The organism is Isoptericola halotolerans (assembly GCF_013149785.1).
Taxonomy (GTDB): Bacteria; Actinomycetota; Actinomycetes; order Actinomycetales; family Cellulomonadaceae; genus Isoptericola; species Isoptericola halotolerans.
The window spans coordinates 422,805-438,088 of sequence record NZ_JABEZU010000001.1 but is presented as its reverse complement, the minus strand read 5'-3'; the positions used below and the strand labels follow the sequence as shown (position 1 = coordinate 438,088).

Here is a 15,284-nt window from a genome sequence, read left to right as displayed (position 1 = left end):
ACGGCCGGTCGCGGCAAAGTATCTTGATATCAAGCAATCTCGACGTCCTCAGGAGAATCTCCGCATGACGACCCAGCCCCAGCCCCAGCCGGACGCTGCCCGGATCATCTACACCTACACCGACGAGGCCCCGCTGCTGGCGACGTACTCGTTCCTGCCGATCGTCCAGGCGTACGCGGCGAAGGCCGGCGTCGAGGTCGACACCCGTGACATCTCCCTCGCGGCCCGCATCCTCGCCCAGTTCCCGGAGCACCTGTCCGAGGACCAGCGCGTCGGCGACGCCCTCGGCGAGCTCGGCGAGATGGCCACCACGCCCGAGGCGAACATCATCAAGCTGCCCAACATCTCCGCCTCGGTGCCCCAGCTCAAGGCCGCGGTCGCCGAGCTGCAGGCCCAGGGCTACGCGATCCCGGACTACCCGGAGGACCCCACCACGGACGCCGAGCGCGACGCACGCGCCCGCTTCGACAAGGTCAAGGGCTCCGCGGTCAACCCCGTCCTGCGCGAGGGCAACTCGGACCGGCGCGCCCCCGCCGCCGTGAAGAACTACGCCAAGAAGCACCCGCACCGCATGGGCGAGTGGTCGGCCGGCTCGAAGACCCAGGTCGCGACGATGGGCTCCGACGACTTCTTCTCCAACGAGAAGTCCGTGACGATGCCCGCCGCGGACACGCTCGCCATCCGGCTGCGCACCGCCGAGGGCACCCAGGTCCTCAAGGACGGCCTGGCCGTCGAGGAGGGCGAGGTCGTCGACGGCACGTTCCTCTCCGTCGCCGCGCTGCACCGCTTCCTCGCCGAGCAGATCGAGCGCGCCAGGACCGAGGGTGTCCTGTTCTCCGCCCACCTCAAGGCCACCATGATGAAGGTCTCCGACCCGATCATCTTCGGCCACATCGTCGAGGCGTTCCTGCCCGAGGTCTTCGAGACGTACGGCGAGCAGCTCAAGGCCGCCGGCCTCTCCTCGCGCGACGGCCTGGGCGGCATCATGTCCGGGCTCGACGCCCTGCCCGACGGTGAGGCGATCAAGGCCGCCGTCGCGAAGGGTCTCGAGGACGGGCCCGCGCTGGCGATGGTCGACTCCGACAAGGGCATCACCAACCTGCACGTGCCCTCCGACGTCATCATCGACGCGTCCATGCCCGCCATGATCCGCATCGGCGGTCACATGTGGGGCCCGGACGGCGCCGAGCACGACACCCTCGCGGTCATCCCCGACTCCTCCTACGCCGGCGTGTACCAGGCGGTCATCGACGACTGCAAGGCCAAGGGCGCCCTCGACCCGGCCACCATGGGCTCGGTGCCCAACGTGGGGCTGATGGCACGCAAGGCCGAGGAGTACGGCTCGCACGACAAGACCTTCGAGATCCCCGCCGACGGCACCGTCGAGGTCGTGAACAGCGCCGGCGAGGTGCTCTTCTCCCACGACGTCGCCGCGGGCGACGTCTGGCGCGCCTGCCAGACCAAGGACGCCCCGATCCGGGACTGGGTGGGGCTCGCGGTGCGCCGCGCCCGCGAGTCCGGCGACCCGGCCGTGTTCTGGCTCGACGCGAACCGGGCGCACGACGCCCAGCTCATCGCCAAGGTGGAGAAGTACCTCCCGGACCACGAGACCGACGGTCTGGAGATCCTCGTCATGGCCCCGGCCGAGGCGACGCGCTACTCCCTCGACCGCATCCGCGAGGGCCTCGACACCATCTCGGTCACCGGCAACGTGCTGCGCGACTACAACACGGACCTGTTCCCGATCCTCGAGGTCGGCACGTCCGCCAAGATGCTCTCGATCGTCCCGCTGATGAACGGCGGCGGGCTGTTCGAGACCGGTGCCGGCGGCTCGGCCCCGAAGCACGTGCAGCAGCTGCTGGCCGAGAACTACCTGCGCTGGGACTCCCTCGGGGAGTTCTTCGCGCTGGCGGCGTCGTTCGAGCACCTGGCCCGCGTGGCCGGCAACGCGAGCGCCCAGGTCCTCGCGGACACCCTGGACCGCGCCACCGGGACGTTCCTCGACCAGGACAAGTCGCCCACGCGCCGCATCGGTGGCATCGACAACCGTGGGTCGCACTTCTACCTCGCCCTGTACTGGGCGCAGGAGCTGGCCGCGCAGACCGAGGACGCCGAGCTCGCCGCGGCGTTCGCCCCGCTCGCCACCCGGCTCGCCGAGGACGAGGCGACGATCGTCGACGAGCTGCTCGCCGCGCAGGGCAACCCGGTCGACGTCGGCGGGTACTACTACCCGGACGGTGACCTGGCCACCACCGTGATGCGCCCGTCGCAGACCCTCAACACGGCGATCGACACCTTCTGACCCACGACGCCGACGGCCCGGGGCTCACCTGTTCGGGTGAGCCCCGGGCCGTCGGCGTCTCGATCAGCCGCCGTGCGCGAGGCGCCGACGGAGCTGCCCGATGCGGACCGTCCCGACGACGAGGGCGATGACGCCCACCCCGACTCCCGCGACCAGCAGCGCGAGGGCGAGCGGGACCGTGGCCTGAGTACCGAGGAACGACACCAGCACGGGCTGGGTGTTCTGGAACATGAACACGATGAGAGCGACCAGGAGCAGGGCTGCGAGACAGATCCCCACCCAGGTCGCGCCGGCACGGGTCCGTGGCGTCCTCGGGACCGTCGAGGTCCATCGACGCGAACGTGGTGTGGTCTCCGGCCCGGTCCGCAGGGGGCCCGGGGTGCTGAGCTGACCGTTGGTGGTGCGGTAGACGTGTGGGGCGGCCATGACGGCCTCCTTGCGGTTCCGGGCCCGCGCACCTCAGACGGGGCACGTTCGCCCGGATACCTCGACGCTACACCCCGTCCCTCAGCGGGTCCCCGGGGCGGCGGGCGCGTCCGGCCCTACCGCCCCAGGCTGGCGGCCAGCGGGCAGGAGAACGGGTCCCGGGCACGCCCCGGGACGTCGTTGAGGTAGCCGATCACGATCCGGTACGACGCGAAGAACCCCACCTCGGTGTAGGTGACGCCCAGCTCGGCGCAGTACGCACGGACCAGCGGCTGCACGTCCTTGAGGTTCGGTCGCGGCATGCTCGGGAACAGGTGGTGCTCGATCTGGCGGTTGAGACCTCCCATGACGAGGTCGACGACCGGGTTGCCACGGATGTTCCGGGACATGAGCACCTGCCGGCGCAGGAAGTCGACGTCGGCGCCGGCCGGGACGATCGGCATCCCCTTGTGGTTCGGGGCGAAGGCGGCGCCCAGCAGCACACCGAAGACGGCGAGCTGGGTGCCGAGGAACGCTGCCGCGATACCGGGCGGCAGCAGGACCGCGAGCGCCGCCACGTAGAGGACGAGACGGCTCAGCAGGAGCGGCAGCTCCACCCCCCGGTGCGGGACGGGCCGGCGCGACACGAGCCGGCGCACGCTCGCGACGTGCAGGTAGAGCCCCTCGAGCGTCAGGAGCGGGAAGAAGAACCACCCCTGCCGGCGGGCGAGGACGCCTCGCCAGCCGCGACGGCTCGCGAGGACCTCCGGGGTGAAGGCGACGACCCCCGGCGAGATGTCGGGGTCCTGACCCACCTGGTTGGGCGCGGTGTGGTGCGCGTCGTGCTTGGCCGTCCACCACGAGATGCTCAGCCCGACGAAGGCGTTCGCGATGATGCGGGCCGTCCAGTCGTTCCAGGGTCGGGAGCGGAAGACCTGGCGGTGGGCGCTGTCGTGCCCGAGGAACGCCAGCTGCGCCAGGACGAACGCGAGCGCGGCCGCGAGCGCGAGCTGCCACCAGGAGTCCCCCACCAGCGCGACTCCTGCCCAGACCGCACCGAACGCGAGGACGGCGAGGCTCAGGCGTGTCCAGTAGTAGGTGTACCGGCGCCGGAGCAGCCCGGACTCCCGGACGATCTTCGCCAGGACCGAGTAGTCCCGCACGGTCGCGTTGCTCGTCGGGCGGGCGCGCGGCGTCGGCGGCCCGGCAGGAGGGGAGGTCGAGACGGTCATGATCTGCTCCTCGGGCCGTGAAGGCTCGTGTCCTCCGCCGTCGAGGCGGAGCGAGAGGCGTCAGACGTCCCGGTCAAGCAACCCGACGGGGCCGGGCTTCAGGTGAGGCTCAACGCCGTCGACGCGGCCCCGGACAGGGCGGTCGCGTCGAGGGCACCACACTTCGAGGTTACACCCGGCGGCACTCACCAGGACCAGCCGCGGGAAGCCAGCGCGAGCTCCTCACGCAGCCGCTCGTCCTCGGTGACGTGCTCGTCGGCGCGCAGCGGATGGTCGACGACGGCGAGCCCGGCGACCCGGCAGGCGTCCCGCAGCATGGCGTCGTAGGCGTCCTGGACGGCACGCCAGTGGTGGGCACGGGCGAACAGCCCCGGGTCGTCGGTCACCGTGCGCAGCTCCTGCGCCAGCTCCCCGAGCCGCACCTGGATGGCGAGCGTCTCCCAGGGATCCGGGCCCGCCCGTCGACGTCGACGCCGGGCAGACGCCTCTCGGTGGCCCGCCGAGCGCAACCAGGACCGCGCCGCCAGTCCGACGGCGCAGAGCCCCAGCGCCAGCAGGTACATCGCAAGCCACGACATCGTGCGCCTCCTGCCCTCCAGTGTAGGGACCGGGCGGCGTGCAGGCGAGGGAAACCTCGCCCGCAGAGGGTCGCCTCGCCTTGCTGGCGGACCTGCGGGAATGCTCCTAGTCTGGAACCGTTCAAGAGAACGAGGATCACCGAGAAGCACGGTGACCGCCACCGGGCGATCCCCGAGAGAGCGAGGAACACCATGTCCGCACCGTCGATCCACCGCAGCACGGACCGCGCCACCGCGTCCGAGAAGCTCCACGCGCACCTGCAGCGTGTGCTCGTCGCCCTCGTCGACCTGCACGTCCAGGGCAAGCAGGCCCACTGGAACGTCACCGGCCGCGGGTTCCGTGACCTGCACCTGCAGCTGGACGAGCTCGTCGACGTCGCCCGCGAGCACAGCGACACGGTGGCCGAGAGGATCCGGGCGCTCCAGGCCGTGCCCGACGGGCGCACCGAGACGGTGGCCACCGCCACCGACCTGTCCCCGTACCCGGCCGGGCTGCTCTCCGTCGGAGACACCGTCGACGCGATCGTCGAACGTCTGGCCCAGACGGTCGACCTGGTCCGCGAGGTCCACGACGACGTCGACGCCGAGGACCCCACCTCGGCCGACCTCCTGCACGAGATCACCGCCGACCTGGAGAAGCAGGCCTGGATGATCTCCTCGGAGAACGACGAGGCCTGAGCGGCCCACCCCGCACGGACGACGACGGCGCGGTCCCCCACCGGGGGCCGCGCCGTCGTCCTGGGTCAGCCGAGCGCCTCCGGCTCAGCCGAACCGTCGTCGGCCGAACCTGCGGCTGCGCTGCAGGCGGATGCCTCGTCCCTCGGCCCCCACCCTCCGCTGCACCTCCGGCTCAGGTGAACCGTCGTCGGCCGAACCTGCGGCTGCGCTGCAGGCGGATGCCTCGTCCCTCGGCCCCCACCCTCCGCTGCACCTCCGGCTCAGCCGAAGATGCGGGGCAGGGTCCCCTCGTGCGCCTCGCGCGCCTCGTCCAGCCGGATCGTGAAGGACTCCTCGCCGAACGACACCGCGAGCTCGTCACCGCCGGTCGACCCGAGACGCGCGACCGGCACGCCGGCGGCCTCCGCCGCCGCGACGACCTCGGCCTCGCGCTCCGGAGCGACGGCGACCAGCGCCCGCGCGGTCGACTCGCTGAACAGCGCCGCGAACGGCGTCACCTCGTCGCGGGTCGTCACACCGTCGAGCGAGACGGACACGCCGATGTCGTAGCGCAGCGACGCCTCCAGCAGCGACTGCACCAGCCCGCCCTCGGACAGGTCGTGCGCCGCGCTCGCCGCGCCCGAGCGTCGCGCCCCGACGAGCACGCCCGCCAGCGCCCGCTCGGCAGCGAGGTCGACCCGCGGGGGGAGGCCGCCGAGGTGCTCGTGCTCGACGTCGGCCCACGCGGACCCGTCGAGCTCGTCGGCCGTCGCGCCGAGCAGCAGCACGGTCAGGCCCTCGGCCCGCCAGCCGGACGGCAGGGCGGTCCGCACGTCCTCGATGACGCCGAGGACGCCGACCACCGGGGTGGGGTGGATGGAGGAGTCGATGTGCCCCGGCTCGCCGGAGCCGTTGTACAGCGAGACGTTGCCGCCGGTGACGGGTACACCGAGGTCCTGGCAGGCGTCGGCCAGACCCTCGATCGCCTCGACGAGCTGCCACATGGAGTCCGGGTGCTCCGGCGAACCGAAGTTGAGGCAGTCGGTGACCGCCAGCGGGGTGGCACCCGTCGTGGCCACGTTGCGGTAGGCCTCGGCCAGCGCGAGCTGCGCACCGGCACGGGGGTCGAGCTTGCCGAACCGGCCGTTCGCGTCGGTCGCCAGGGCGACGCCCAGGCCGGTCGCCTCGTCGACGCGCACCACACCGCCGTCGTCGGGCTGGGAGAGCGCGGTGTTGCCCTGGACGTAGCGGTCGTACTGGTCGGTCACCCAGGCGGCGGAGGCGAGGTTCGGCGAGGCGAGGAGCCGCATCGCGGTGGCGCGCAGCTCGGCGCCGGACTCCGGTCGCTCCAGGCCGAGGCCCGAGACGGACGCGCGCTGCAGCTCGTCCTGCCACGCCGGGCGCGCGTAGGGCCGGTCGTAGACCGGACCCTCGTGCGCGACGGTCTTGGGGTCGACGTCGACGATCCGCTGCCCGTGGTGGTCGATGGTCAGGCGTCCCGAGCCGTTGACCTCGCCGATGACGGAGGTCTCGACGTCCCACCGGCCGGTGATGGCCAGGAACTCGTCGAGCTTCTCCGGCGTGACCACGGCCATCATGCGCTCCTGCGACTCCGACATGAGGATCTCGCCGGCGTTGAGGGAGGGGTCGCGCAGCAGGACGTCGTCGAGGTCGACGTGCATGCCGCCGTCGCCGTTCGAGGCGAGCTCGGACGTGGCGCAGGAGATCCCCGCCGCACCCAGGTCCTGGATGCCCTCGACGACGTTCGCCGCATAGAGATCCAGGCAGCACTCGATGAGCACCTTCTCCATGAACGGGTCGCCCACCTGCACCGACGGCCGCTTGGCGGGGACGCCGTCCTCGAACGTCTCCGAGGCGAGGATCGACGCGCCGCCGATGCCGTCGCCACCCGTGCGCGCACCGAAGAGGATCACCTTGTTGCCGGTGCCGGAGGCGTTGGCCAGGTGGATGTCCTCGTGGCGCAGCACGCCCAGGCACAGCGCGTTGACGAGCGGGTTGCCCTGGTAGGAGGAGTCGAAGACGAGCTCGCCGCCGATGTTCGGCAGGCCGAGCGAGTTGCCGTAGCCGCCGACGCCGGCGACCACCCCGTGCACGACCCGCGCGGTGTCGGGGTGGTCCACGGCACCGAAGCGCAGCTGGTCCATCACGGCCACGGGGCGGGCGCCCATCGAGATGATGTCGCGGACGATGCCGCCCACGCCCGTCGCAGCGCCCTGGTAGGGCTCGACGTAGCTGGGGTGGTTGTGGGACTCGACCTTGAAGGTGACCGCCCAGCCGTCCCCGATGTCGACGACGCCGGCGTTCTCCCCGATCCCGACCAGCAGGTGCTCGGTCATCTCCGGTGTCACCCGGTCGCCGAACTTGCGCAGGTGGTTCTTGGAGGACTTGTACGAGCAGTGCTCGGACCACATCACGGAGTACATGGCCAGCTCGGCGGCGGTCGGGCGCCGACCGAGGATGTCGCGGATCCGCTGGTACTCGTCGGGCTTGAGCCCGAGCTCGGCGTACGGCTGGGTCTCGTGGGGAGTCGTAGCGGCGTGCTCGACGGTGTCGAGCGTCGGGCGGGGGGCGGCAGCCTCGGCAGCGGCGGTCATGAACTTCCCTCGGGTCGCACGGGGCGCCGGACCGGGTGATCGTCGGGGCGCACGGCGTTCGCCGCACGTCCACGCCGATCCGGCGTCGGTCCGGACCAGGTCGCGCGCGACCCCGGGCTCCGGGCGAAGGTCCCGGACGGGACACGAGCCGGGACGGGGCGGCGCGCGGCTCAGTCTAGCGGGGCGGTCCGCGCGGTCGGATCCCTGCCCGCCGGCACCTGGTCGACGGCGACGACGGCGGCGGGGTCGTCGTGCTCGCGCGCGAGCTCGTGGGACATCGCCCGCAGGAAGTCACGGACGGCCGGTCGCGCCGAGTCCGGCACCGAGCGGGCGATGTCGAGCATGCGTGCGTGCATGCCCCCGAGGCGTTGCCGGACCTCGTGGTGGGCGCCGCGGGTCGCCACGACCACCACGGAGCGCCGGTCGCTCGGGTGCGGCCGGCGCTCCAGGTGGCCCGAGCGGCAGAGCCGGTCCACGAGCTTCGTCGTCGCGGCGGTGGAGATCTCGAGGTGCGCGGTCAGCATCCGGGGGGTCACGGGGGTCCTGCCCCGCTCGCACTCGATGACGAACCGCAGCGCCCGCAGGTCGCTGACGTTCATGTCCATCTCGCGGCTGGCGCGCAGGCGCATGGCCTCGTCGGCCCGACGGAGGTCGCGTACGGCGTCGAGCAGACCGCGCGCCTCCTCGTCGTCGTCGCCGTACCAGTACGGCGTCGATCCGCTGCTTGCCTGGGTCACGGCGACATCGTAGCCTCCTTGTGGTTAGTATCTCGCCCAGTTAGATACTTACTAAGCAGTCTGAGGATTGCGGCGAGGAGGCACGGGTGACCCGGCGGAAGACCGACAGCCAGCCAGAGAGAACGCCTCCGGCGCCCGATCGGACCGAGACGCTCGACGACCTGGTCGCCGCGTCCGCCCGCCCCGGCGACACCCGGCTGTGGGACGACGTGCTCGCCGCGCTGCGCGGCGGGCGGCGAGTACGCCCACGGATCCTGCTGCAGGCCTACGACGCCCTGGCCGGCCCGGACGCGCCGGCCGACGCCCGGGCCGCCCGGCACGTGGCGGCCGCCGTCGAGCTCCTGCACACCGCCTTCCTCGCGCACGACGACGTCATCGACGGGGACCTGGTCCGTCGGGGTCGCCCCAACGTGGCCGGTCGCCACGCCACGGAGGCCCGCAGCGCCGGCGCCACCGACGCCGCTGCCCGTGGGTACGGGACCGCCGCCGGCATCCTCGCCGGGGACCTCGCCCTCGCCGGTGCGTTCCGCACCGTCGCCACCAGCGGTGCCGGCGCCGCACAGACGGCCCGGCTGCTCGAGCTGTTCGACGAGATCCTCCACGTCACGGCCGACGGAGAGCTGGCCGACGTGTGGTCGAGCGTCGCGACATGCGCCACCCTGGAAGACGTGCTGACGACGGCGGAGCGCAAGACGGCGGTCTACACCTACGGCCTGCCGCTGCGAGCGGCCGCCGTCCTCGCCGGACGGACCGACCTCGACGAGCCCCTCACCCGGCTCGGCCGCGAGCTCGGCCTGGCCTTCCAGCTCCAGGACGACCTCGACGGGACCTTCGGCGATCCCGCCGTCACCGGCAAGAGTGCCGCGTCGGACCTGCGCGAGGGCAAGGCCACCGCCCTCGTCGTGCTGGCCCGCGGCACCGGGGCGTGGGACGAGATCGCCCCGGTGCTCGGCGACCCGGACGCCACCGACCAGGACCACGACCGCGTCCGGGACGCCCTGGAGCGCTGCGGCGCCCGGGCCGCGGTGGAACGGCTGGTGGTCCGGCACCGCTCGGCGGCCGAGAGCCTGGCCGACGAGCTGGGGCTCGCCGAGGCCGTCCGCCTGACGAGCGGCGCCCGCGTCGTGGCGGCCGCCGCATGACCCCCCGACCTGCGGCCACGACCGACTACGACCGCGCCGCACGGCGCACCGCCGCTGCCGTCGTCGACACCTACTCCACGTCCTTCGGCTGGGCGTGCCGCCTCCTCGGCCCGTCCGTGCGCGACCACGTGCGCGCCGTGTACGCCCTGGTCCGCGTGGCCGACGAGATCGTCGACGACGTCGCCGCGGACCTGACCGCCGCCGAGCGCGACGAGCTGCTCACCGCGCTGGAGCAGGAGGTGGCGCTGGCCCAGAAGCGCGGCTACAGCCAGAACCTCGTGGTGCACGGGTTCACGCGCACCGCCCGCCGGTATGGGATCGGCGCCGAGCTCGTCGACCCGTTCTTCGCCTCCATGCGGACCGACCTGACCGTCGCCGTGCACGACGAGGAGAGCTTCGCCCGCTACGTGCACGGCTCGGCCGAGGTGGTCGGGCTGATGTGCCTGCGGATCTTCGTCGACGGGGCCGACGGCGCCTACGCGCGCCGCGCCGCCGGGGCCGCCCGGCTCGGGGCCGCCTTCCAGAAGGTCAACTTCCTGCGCGACCTCGCCGACGACGTCGACGCACGGGGGCGCCGCTACTTCCCCGGCCTCGACCCCGCGACGTTCGACGACGCCACCCGCGACCGGCTGCTCGACGACATCGACGCCGACCTCGCCGTCGCGCAGCGAGCCGTCGTGGACCTGCCCCGCTCCAGCCGGGTCGCCGTGCAGGTCGCCCACGACCTGTTCGCCGAGCTCGCGCGACGGCTGCGCGAGACCCCCGCCCGCACGCTGCGACAGCAGCGGGTCCGGGTCCCCGACCCCGTCAAGGCGCGGCTCGTCGCCGGAGCGCTCGCCCGGGAGGTGCGGCGATGAGGGTGGTCGTGATCGGCGGCGGGATCGCCGGGCTCGCCACGGCCGGGCTCCTGGCCCGCGACGGGCACGACGTCGAGGTCCTCGAGCAGCAGGAGGCGGTGGGCGGCCGCGCCGGGTCCTGGGAGTCGCAGGGCTTCCGCTTCGACACCGGACCGTCGTGGTACCTCATGCCCGAGGTGTTCGACCACTGGTTCCGGCTCATGGGCTCCTCGGCCGAGGAAGAGCTCGACCTGCATCCCCTCGACCCTGCCTACCGCGTGTTCTTCGAAGGCCACGACGACGCCCTCGACGTCGTCCGCGACCGAGCAGCGAACGCCGCCGCCTTCGAGCGGATCGAGCCCGGAGCCGGTGCCCGGCTCGAGCGCCACCTCGACTCGGCGCACGAGACCTACGACCTCGCGCTGCGGCACTTCCTGTACACGACGTTCGCGTCGTGGCGCGGCCTGGCCACGAAGGAGGTGCTCACCCGGCTGCCCCGGCTCGGCACGCTGCTGGGACGCTCGCTGGAGTCGTTCGTCGCACGGTCCTTCGACGACGTCCGCCTGCAGCAGGTGCTCGGCTACCCCGCGGTGTTCCTCGGCTCCTCGCCCGACCGGGCACCGAGCATGTACCACCTGATGAGCGCCCTCGACCTGGACGGCGGCGTCCGCTACCCCCAGGGCGGCTTCGACGCCCTGGTCACGGCGGTGCTGCGCAGGACCGAGCAGGCCGGGGCGCGGGTGCGCACCGGCACGCGGGTCACCGGCATCGCGACCGCGCCCGGCGGCGGGCCCGCAGGGGTCCCGTCGCCGCGGCGGGCCCGTGCCCACGCCACCGGGGTCCGCTGGGTCGACGGCGCAGGGACCGCCCGCGAGTCGCGGGCCGACGTCGTCGTGGCCGCCGCCGACCTGCACCACGTCGAGACGACGATGCTGCCGGCCGCCCTGCGGACCTACCCGCAGCGCTGGTGGGACCGCCGCGACCCCGGCCCCGGCGGCGTGCTGGCCATGCTGGGCGTGCGTGGACGGCTGCCCGAGCTGGCCCACCACTCGCTGTTCTTCACCGCCGACTGGCGCACGAACTTCGGTGACATCGCAGCCGGCCGCGTCCCCGACCCGGCGTCGCTGTACGTGTGCGCCCCCTCGCGCACCGACCCCACGGTCGCCCCGCCCGGTGACGAGAACCTGTTCGTCCTGGTGCCCGTCCCCGCGGACCCGCTGATCGGACGCGGGGGGATCGACGGCGCGGGCGACGCCGTGGTCGAGCAGGTCGCGGACGCCGCGATCGACCGGGTCGCCGACACCCTGGGCGTGCCCGACCTGCGTGACCGCGTCGCCGTGCGCCGCACCGTCGGGCCCGGCGACTTCGCCGCCGACCTGTCCTCGTGGTCGGGCGGGATGCTCGGCCCGGCCCACACCCTGCGCCAGAGCGCCATGTTCCGTGCCGGGAACCGGTCGCGCCACGTGGGCGGCCTGCTCTACGCGGGTGGTTCGACGATCCCGGGCATCGGGCTGCCGATGTGCCTCATCAGCGCCGAGCTCGTGCTCAAGCGGCTGCGTGGCGACACCACGGCGGGTGCCGTCCCCGCCCCCCGGACCGACCCGACGACGGCGGAGGCCGCATGACCTGGCACCACTTCGTCTACCTGGGCCTGCTGGTCGGCGCCATCGCATCCATGGCGCTGATCGACCACCGTGCCCGGCTCGTGCTCTTCTCGCCGTACCCGGTGCGGGGCGCCGTCGTGCTCCTCGCGGGGACGGCGGTCTTCCTCGCCTGGGACGTGGTGGCCATCGCGGAGGGGTACTACGAGCGCGGTGGCGCGGCGATGACCGGCATCGAGCTCGCCCCGCACCTGCCGCTCGAGGAGATGTTCTTCGTCTTCTTCCTCTGCTACGTCACCCTGGTGCTCCACGGGCTCCTCGCCCGGTGGGCCGACGCCCGCTCGCGCCGGGCCCGTCAGGAGGTCTCGTGACGTACGCACTCCTCGCCCTGCTCGTGGTGGTGGGTTCGCTGGTCGTGGCCGTCGTCACGTCCCTCGTCCGGGGGCTGGGCGCACGGTGGTGGCTGCTGACCGCCGCCACGGCCGCGATCCTGACCGTGCTGACCATCGTGTTCGACAGCCTGATGATCGCCGCGGACCTCTTCCGTTACGGTGACGAGTTCCTGCTGGGGACCTACGTCTGGCTCGCCCCGGTCGAGGACATCGCCTGGCCCGTCGTGGCAGCCCTGCTCCTGCCGAGCCTCTGGGCGCTGGCGACACCGAAGGAGACCGACGCATGAGCACGGCCACCGAGCACGGCGCGAGAGCGGCGCTGCGCCAGATCATCGGCTCCTCCCGCCCCGTGAGCTGGGTCAACACCGCGTACCCGTTCGCCGCCGCGTACGTGATGGTGGGCGGGATCGGCGCGGTGGGCATCACCGAGCTCGTCGTCGGCGCCCTGTACTTCCTGGTCCCGTACAACCTGCTCATGTACGGCCTGAACGACGTGTGGGACTACGAGTCCGACCTGCGCAACCCGCGCAAGGGCGGTATCGAGGGCGTGGTGCTGTCGCGGCGGTGGCACCGGCTGACGGTGTGGTCGGCGGTGGTGACCAACCTGCCGTTCCTGGCCTACCTGGTCGTCGTGGGCGACGCGACCTCGACAGCGGTGCTCGCGGTGAGCATCTTCGCCGTGGTCGCCTACTCCGCCCCACGCCTCCGCTTCAAGGAACGGCCGGTGCTGGACTCGGCGACGTCGAGCACGCACTTCGTCAGCCCGGCCGTCTTCGGCATCGCGCTGGCGGGCGGGGAGCTCACGGCGCCCGTGCTGGCCGCGCTGACCGGGTTCTTCTGCTGGGGCATGGCCTCGCAGGCGTTCGGCGCGGTGCAGGACGTCGAGGCCGACCGTGAGGCCGGGCTCGGTTCGGTGGCCACGTGGCTGGGGGCGGCGCGCACGGTGCGGGCCGCGATGGTCGGCTACGTGCTCGGCGGTCTCGCGCTGCTGGCGACCGGGTGGCCAGGGATGCTCGCGGCGCTGCTGGTGGTGCCCTACGTCGTGAGCATCGCGCCGTTCCGCGACCTCGACGACGCCGACTGCGAGCGGGCGCACGCCGGATGGAGCAGGTTCCTGTGGCTGAACATCGTCACCGGGTTCCTGGTCACTCAGCTCCTGATCTGGATCGCTCTGCGTTGACCGGCACGTCGATCGCGGACATCCCGGCCGCGGCAGCGCCGAGCACGAGGCCCACGGTGGCGTGCGGTGCCCGCACCCCCCGGCCCCGGAGGCGCTCGGCGAACCGGTAGACCCACCGCTCGCCCAGGACGGCGAGGGTGCCGGCCACCGCCATGCCCCCGACGACGGCGGCCGTCGCGACGACGGCCCGGCCGGAGGAGGCGACCTCGAGCTCCGCGACCTCCGGCTCGGCCGCGCGTGGCTGGTCCTGCGCAGAGCGGATGCCGCTGCGCAGGTCCTCCACGGCGGCCCGCGCCTCTGCGCCCTCGCGCGTCGATCCCATCGCGAGCAGCACGCCGGTCGCCAGCACGCCCGTCTTGGCGAGCGCGCGGGCCCACCGTGGCCGGACGACGTCGGGCACCGCGTACCAGGCGAAGGTCGTGACCCCGCTGATCACGACGGACCGGGGGTCCACCCCGGCGCGCTCGGTCGACGGCGGGCGGGAGGAGGAGTCGAACTGGCTCATGCGGTCACAACGTGCCAGGGACGGCCCAGGTTCCCCGCCGGGTACGCCTTGAACAACCCTTGGACCGGGTGACCTCCGCCCGTGAAGCGCGTCACATCTTGTTCATCCCGTTCGAGGGGTTTGCGCGGGCCGTGCACCGTGCTTTGATGCGCTCGTGGACCTCCTGCGACCTTTTCCCGCTGCTGCCTTCTCCTACGGGCTGGCGTCGTGGTCGTGGCTGGGGATCCAGGGCAAGACCCCGCGCTTCGCGACGCTCTTCGGCGACGTCTTCCTGGAGTCTCTCGAAGGGTGGTGGTTCCTCGACACGGTGGAGGGCACGCTCGAGATGCGCTGGCCGAACGCCGTCGACCTGACCGCCGAGCTCGAGTCACCCGACGGACGGAACGACCTGCTCCTCGAGGACCTCGTCATCGAGGCGGCCCGGCACGGCGTCGTGCCGCAGGACGACGAGGTGCTGACGTTCATGCCGCACCCTCGCCTCGGTGGGCGGTTCAGCGCCGACTCGGCGGTCGCCGTCCGCTTCGAGCTCGCCCTCCGGCTCGCGGGCGAGGTGCATCGTCAGGCCGACGCCCAGCCGTCACCGCTGCTGCTCGGCCACAGCCTCGCCCCCGGGCGCCACTCCCACGCGTGAAGAGCCCGACCTTCACACCCTCCTGAGGTCGTCCTGAGGTCCAGGGCCGGTCGAGACGGACTTGTGACCTGCCTGCCCGCGCCTGCGGATGCGCGGGGCGACGAAGTGTCGTGTCCTGGAGTGGCACGGATGAGGCGGACCGTGGAGGTCGGACATGCAACGGGTGGTACTTGCGGGGGCTGTCGTCGCGCTCTGCGGCGGGCTGCTCCTCGGATCGGCGATCGCACTGGGAGGGCCGGTCCTGACGATCCTTGCTGCCGCCCTCGGGGCCGGCGGGGTCGTGGGGGTCGTCCTGCTGACGCCTCCTCCCCGGGCTCCTGCGCACCCGGCCACGACCACCCTCGGCCTGCCACTGCGTGAGTCGGCGGCGGACGTGGCCGAGTCGGCGGAAGGGGGCGCGGTGCTCGCGTACCCGCGCGCCGACGAGGCGGGCGCCGTCGTCGGCACGCCCGCTCCGGTCGCTGCCTGACC

Annotated in this window: 16 protein-coding genes; 10 read left to right on the top strand and 6 right to left on the bottom strand. The window is 72.8% G+C overall.

Annotated features, from left to right (window positions below):
- The first annotated feature begins 64 nt into the window (after window positions 1-64).
- A complete protein-coding gene (locus tag HDG69_RS02160) occupies window positions 65-2,302 on the top strand; it encodes an NADP-dependent isocitrate dehydrogenase (RefSeq protein WP_171782141.1) in 2,238 nt (745 codons plus the stop codon).
- A 63-nt stretch (window positions 2,303-2,365) separates the two neighbouring features.
- On the opposite strand, the gene HDG69_RS02155 is transcribed toward HDG69_RS02160, so the two are convergent.
- From HDG69_RS02155 to HDG69_RS02145, 3 genes are all read right to left on the bottom strand, one after another.
- A complete protein-coding gene (locus HDG69_RS02155) occupies window positions 2,366-2,728 on the bottom strand; it encodes a LapA family protein (protein WP_171782140.1) in 363 nt (120 codons plus the stop codon).
- Window positions 2,729-2,844: 116 nt separating this feature from the next.
- Entirely contained in the window at window positions 2,845-3,939 is a 1,095-nt protein-coding gene (locus tag HDG69_RS02150; RefSeq protein WP_171782139.1) for a fatty acid desaturase family protein, read from the bottom strand.
- A gap of 185 nt (window positions 3,940-4,124) precedes the next feature.
- Window positions 4,125-4,517 (bottom strand): hypothetical protein, encoded by a 393-nt coding sequence (locus HDG69_RS02145; protein WP_171782138.1) that lies wholly within the window; start codon window positions 4,515-4,517, stop codon window positions 4,125-4,127.
- A 192-nt stretch (window positions 4,518-4,709) separates the two neighbouring features.
- On the opposite strand from HDG69_RS02145, the gene HDG69_RS02140 reads away from it, so the two are divergent.
- Window positions 4,710-5,195, top strand: coding sequence for a Dps family protein (locus tag HDG69_RS02140; RefSeq protein WP_171782137.1), 486 nt, complete (start codon window positions 4,710-4,712; stop codon window positions 5,193-5,195).
- 260 nt (window positions 5,196-5,455) lie between these two features.
- Here HDG69_RS02140 and purL read toward each other — a convergent pair whose 3' ends face one another.
- Window positions 5,456-7,789 (bottom strand): phosphoribosylformylglycinamidine synthase subunit PurL, encoded by a 2,334-nt coding sequence (purL, locus tag HDG69_RS02135; RefSeq protein ID WP_171782136.1) that lies wholly within the window; start codon window positions 7,787-7,789, stop codon window positions 5,456-5,458.
- Between the two features lie 170 nt (window positions 7,790-7,959).
- A complete protein-coding gene (locus HDG69_RS02130; RefSeq protein WP_343036207.1) occupies window positions 7,960-8,526 on the bottom strand; it encodes a MarR family winged helix-turn-helix transcriptional regulator in 567 nt (188 codons plus the stop codon).
- Window positions 8,527-8,612: 86 nt separating this feature from the next.
- Here HDG69_RS02130 and HDG69_RS02125 point away from each other — a divergent pair, with 86 nt between their 5' ends.
- Genes HDG69_RS02125 through HDG69_RS02100 form a run of 6 tightly spaced genes read left to right on the top strand, consistent with a single transcriptional unit; the run spans window position 8,613 to window position 13,677 of the window.
- Complete coding sequence (locus HDG69_RS02125) at window positions 8,613-9,668, top strand: polyprenyl synthetase family protein (RefSeq protein ID WP_171782135.1); 1,056 nt, start codon at window positions 8,613-8,615, stop codon at window positions 9,666-9,668.
- Window positions 9,665-10,525, top strand: coding sequence for a phytoene/squalene synthase family protein (locus HDG69_RS02120; RefSeq protein ID WP_171782134.1), 861 nt, complete (start codon window positions 9,665-9,667; stop codon window positions 10,523-10,525). The genes HDG69_RS02125 and HDG69_RS02120 overlap by 4 nt, the downstream gene beginning before the upstream one ends.
- Window positions 10,522-12,129 carry a phytoene desaturase family protein gene (crtI, locus tag HDG69_RS02115; protein WP_171782133.1) on the top strand — a complete coding sequence of 536 codons (1,608 nt, stop codon included), beginning with the start codon at window positions 10,522-10,524 and terminating at the stop codon, window positions 12,127-12,129. The genes HDG69_RS02120 and crtI overlap by 4 nt, the downstream gene beginning before the upstream one ends.
- Complete coding sequence (locus HDG69_RS02110) at window positions 12,126-12,476, top strand: lycopene cyclase domain-containing protein (protein WP_171782132.1); 351 nt, start codon at window positions 12,126-12,128, stop codon at window positions 12,474-12,476. Before crtI ends, HDG69_RS02110 begins: the two co-directional genes overlap by 4 nt.
- The gene (locus HDG69_RS02105) at window positions 12,473-12,784 is read left to right on the top strand and encodes a lycopene cyclase (RefSeq protein ID WP_171782131.1); all 312 of its coding nucleotides are present in this window, start codon (window positions 12,473-12,475) and stop codon (window positions 12,782-12,784) included. The genes HDG69_RS02110 and HDG69_RS02105 overlap by 4 nt, the downstream gene beginning before the upstream one ends.
- On the top strand, window positions 12,781-13,677 hold the full coding sequence (locus HDG69_RS02100) for a prenyltransferase (RefSeq protein WP_171782130.1): 897 nt from the start codon (window positions 12,781-12,783) through the stop codon (window positions 13,675-13,677). The genes HDG69_RS02105 and HDG69_RS02100 overlap by 4 nt, the downstream gene beginning before the upstream one ends.
- On the opposite strand, the gene HDG69_RS02095 is transcribed toward HDG69_RS02100, so the two are convergent.
- Window positions 13,643-14,182 carry a hypothetical protein gene (locus HDG69_RS02095; protein WP_171782129.1) on the bottom strand — a complete coding sequence of 180 codons (540 nt, stop codon included), beginning with the start codon at window positions 14,180-14,182 and terminating at the stop codon, window positions 13,643-13,645. The two genes, HDG69_RS02100 and HDG69_RS02095, sit on opposite strands and share 35 nt — an antisense overlap.
- 154 nt (window positions 14,183-14,336) lie before the next feature.
- On the opposite strand from HDG69_RS02095, the gene HDG69_RS02090 reads away from it, so the two are divergent.
- Both HDG69_RS02090 and HDG69_RS02085 read left to right on the top strand, forming a co-directional pair.
- Window positions 14,337-14,813, top strand: a complete 477-nt coding sequence (locus HDG69_RS02090) for a hypothetical protein (protein ID WP_171782128.1) — start codon at window positions 14,337-14,339, stop codon at window positions 14,811-14,813.
- 154 nt (window positions 14,814-14,967) lie between these two features.
- Complete coding sequence (locus HDG69_RS02085; protein WP_171782127.1) at window positions 14,968-15,282, top strand: hypothetical protein; 315 nt, start codon at window positions 14,968-14,970, stop codon at window positions 15,280-15,282.
- Window positions 15,283-15,284: the final 2 nt, after the last annotated feature.